The sequence below is a fragment of the Hydrotalea sp. genome (genome assembly GCA_030054115.1).
Classification (GTDB): domain Bacteria; phylum Pseudomonadota; class Alphaproteobacteria; order JASGCL01; family JASGCL01; genus JASGCL01.
Genome location: JASGCL010000070.1, coordinates 1 through 3,569, shown reverse-complemented (window position 1 = coordinate 3,569; position 3,569 = coordinate 1). Strand labels below are relative to the sequence as shown.

The 3,569-nt window shown below is 46.2% G+C and carries 2 protein-coding genes; both read left to right on the top strand.

Annotated features, from left to right (window positions below):
• The first annotated feature begins 789 nt into the window (after positions 1–789).
• On the top strand, positions 790–1,974 hold the full coding sequence (locus QM529_07570; protein MDI9314514.1) for a hypothetical protein: 1,185 nt from the start codon (positions 790–792) through the stop codon (positions 1,972–1,974).
• Positions 1,975–2,141: 167 nt separating this feature from the next.
• Positions 2,142–3,473 (top strand): hypothetical protein, encoded by a 1,332-nt coding sequence (locus tag QM529_07565; GenBank protein ID MDI9314513.1) that lies wholly within the window; start codon positions 2,142–2,144, stop codon positions 3,471–3,473.
• The last annotated feature ends 96 nt before the right edge of the window (positions 3,474–3,569 follow it).

Below are 3,569 nucleotides of genomic sequence, written 5' to 3'. Positions count from 1 at the left end.
CGTTCAGCAATAGCGCAAACCATTCGCAACGATTATCGGGAACCCAATCCTTGGCGTCGTTTTTGCCCGCTCTCAGCAGACGTCGCCTCGCTGGTTGGTAAAATGACATCTTCGCGCCAACTGATTATTACTTTGTTAAGATAGGACGCCAAGGATTGGGTTCCCGATAAATTTTTCTATGGTTTTCGCCATGTTGCATTCGCAACATGGCAAGAAAAATTTTCGAGAATGACGGGAGAGGGGTGGGCGGCGGCTGAAGCAATGGAGGCTTTGTGGCATCGCCATATTCTTTGCCTTTTTTTGCGCCACCTTTTTTTTGTAAAGAAAACATATAAGTAAAAAACACCGCATTGCCTCCCGTGCTTTAGCCGCCGCCGAGGGATAAAAATACGAACACCGCGCCAGCGGTGGAGATATTTTTTGGGTGGGTTCGCCAAAGCAAACAACATAAAACAATACCCGTCATCAACAAATCGCAGGGCGATTTTTTGATAATTTATATTGTATAGACGCAAGTGAAGCCGCCACCGCTACGGCTCCAACCATTAACCAGTCCATGTAGAGGGGATAGGCCTTAAAACCGCTAATAAAAACAATTTTTAGTTGTAAAATGCCATAAAAAAGAAAAAAAATCTACAAATACACTAAATAGTTGTTGACTATAAATTATATTAATCTACTCTACTAGTAATTGTTATATATATATATGTATATATTTAGATGTGAATAAATATATACATATATAATTAAATATACACAAATATAAAATACTTTTTTTAGGAGGTAAGTATGAAAGACTATATAAAATATACCCCGTTGGGTCGCTTAACATCACCATATATAATAACGGCTATTATTGTTATGGTCGCCGCAATGGCGCGCGCGCAGGAGGGTCATGCGGCGGATAGCAAATTAAAATCAACCAAATCGCCATTGGCCGCGGCGGCCGCTAGCAATCAACCGCCAGACCTAACATCAAGCCTTACGCCGGCTGGTGCTTTTTCTCTAAAGGGCACTGTTGGTTATGTTTATAGCTTTGGCGGCAATAATTCCGGCGGTATCAGTTGGGTTGGTTATGGCGCAAGCTTCGGTTGGACCAATAGGGCCGGCTTTGGTATCTCTGCCGATTATATCGGCTTTAACGATAAATGGGCCAGCGGAAATGCGGCCAGCGGCCATGCCTATAATTACAATATTGTTACGCTGTCGCCCAATTATCGTGTTAAATTGGATTCGAGCGGGCGTTGGGGTCTGCGGTTGGGCTTGGGCGTGGGTGTCAGTATTTTGAACTTAAATGACAGCGCGCAAGGCAATGCACAAAATGGCGCAAGCGCGAATGTTCGCGTCGCGGCGGGTGCCGATTATAATACACTGGTAGGGTTCAGCCCTGCTTTGCCAAGCGTCTGCAACATTAACCAAAACACGGGTAATGACGTCGGGGATAGTCTTGCGCCTGGCACTCAAAAAAATCGTTGCAATATATCGGGTAATAGCGCCAGCAATGCCGATATTGCAACTTGGCTTCGCGGTCTCGGTGTTACCTCACCCGACGGCATGACGTTAAATATCAATAATACCGGCGTTTATATTGCAACCAGCGGCACTAACGGGGGCATTGCCCCAGAGGTCGCCTGCATTGTCAATGGCGGCAACTGGAATGGTGCCATCGACAGCGCGACCGCCACCAAAGCAGATTGCGTGCCGGTTATTCAGGCTATAAGTTCTACAAACCTTTCTAACAATGGCACATCATCCAATACTGCATCAGGAATGGGTATAGGTTTTATCATCACGCCGCAGGCCGCGTTGGAATATGACAATAGCCTATTGCATGCCGACATCAACCTAAAATACCTGCATCAATTATTTAACGCGCGTTATTTTGGGTCGGAGGCCTCGGGTGCAACAGATTATAACTTGAAGGCCGGGCCGCTGGCATTGTTCATCGGCGCGGGCATCGGCGTTAATTTTTAATAATTTATTTTATCAACAAATCACTACGACAATATATCCGCCATATATATTTTGCGAAAACGGCTGACGCCATGTTCGCACGCTTCTATGGCGGCGGGGCATGTTGATGACAATACAGATTCATAATTTACACAACATAATAAACATAAAAAATAACGGAGCATATCATGAAAAATAAAATACTCATCGGCGCGGCCACCATATTGGCAAGCACCACCCTTAGCACCCTTAGCACCCTTGACGCCATTGGCGGCGGCATTTTTACCAACCACGCTAACGCACAGGCTATAAACGCCGACGGTAAGTTAATGCCCTCAAGCAGCGGAGCGGTAGGGCAAAATTTAATGCCCTCAAGCAGCGGAGCGGTAGGGCAACAATTAACGTTAAAGGCCGATGTCGGTTATGTTTACAGCTTCGCCGGCGATTGGAACAAATCAACCGCAGAATCCCCCAGTATCGGGGGCAACACATCGACCGCGACCGGTGGGGTTGGTTACGGGGTTAGTTTGGGCTTGACCAGCAAAACCGGATTCGGCCTGTCCGCCGATTATTTGGGGTTCAATCATAAATGGACCGGGTTGGGCACCAACGTCAATTCAAAAACGGAATTTAATTACGACGCGTCATATCACGTGATAACGCTGGTGCCGAATTACCGCATTAAACTTGATTCCGCCGACCATTGGGGGTTGCGATTCGGGTTGGGCTTGGGCTTTAGCATTTCCGACGTCAATTGGACGCAAAAAATTAACAACGGCGCGCAAAGCCTTAATGGCGCGAAGCTTGCCAGTGGCGCGACCTTCTCAATTTCAAATTCTAGTAAAGACCCATACCTGAATGAAACATCGGGTGTTGCCGGTGATATTCATACTTGTTATCATCATGTTGTAATAAACAGCCTTGTACCAAATGGTATTATTTCGGATTCCAATATTACAATCGATCCCGATTATGTTAATTTATCTCCCTTAAAAAATAGCTGCTGGTTTATTGATGGCTTCAACAGTTTTGTTACCGTGCAGGTGCCTAACACCGGAACTATCGATGACGCGGCCATTGCCAATTGGCTGATAACCCTTGGCGTAACATCAGACGGCAAGGATTTGTTTTATAATGGTCAAAGCATATTAACCAATAAGAATATACCAGCTTTGGGCATTTCGATTAATACCGAAGAGCTGACCCTAGCCAATGGGGTGGCCGCCGATATATTAAGCGCGGTAAAGGTAGCAACCGATGAGGCGGCCGCCAGAAATTTCGGCGGTTCGGCCAAAGACGATGCGGGTTTTGTGCTAGCACCACAGGTTGCTTTGGAATATGACAATGGGTTATTGCATGCCGACATCAATGTTAAATACATCCACGAACTATTCAACGTGCGTTATTCTGGTAGTGAGGGTTCGGTGTCTGCGACAAAATCTTCGGGTGAAATAGCTTACACCAGCAAAGCCGGCCCCCTCGCCCTGTTTATCGGCACGGGTTTGGGCGTCAATTTTTAACGCAAATTATTTGATGGCGTAGCCATTTTTTCATCAAACAAATGGTGGCGGAGGGACAGGGAGTCGAACCCTGCGACCACTATTATGATGGTCACG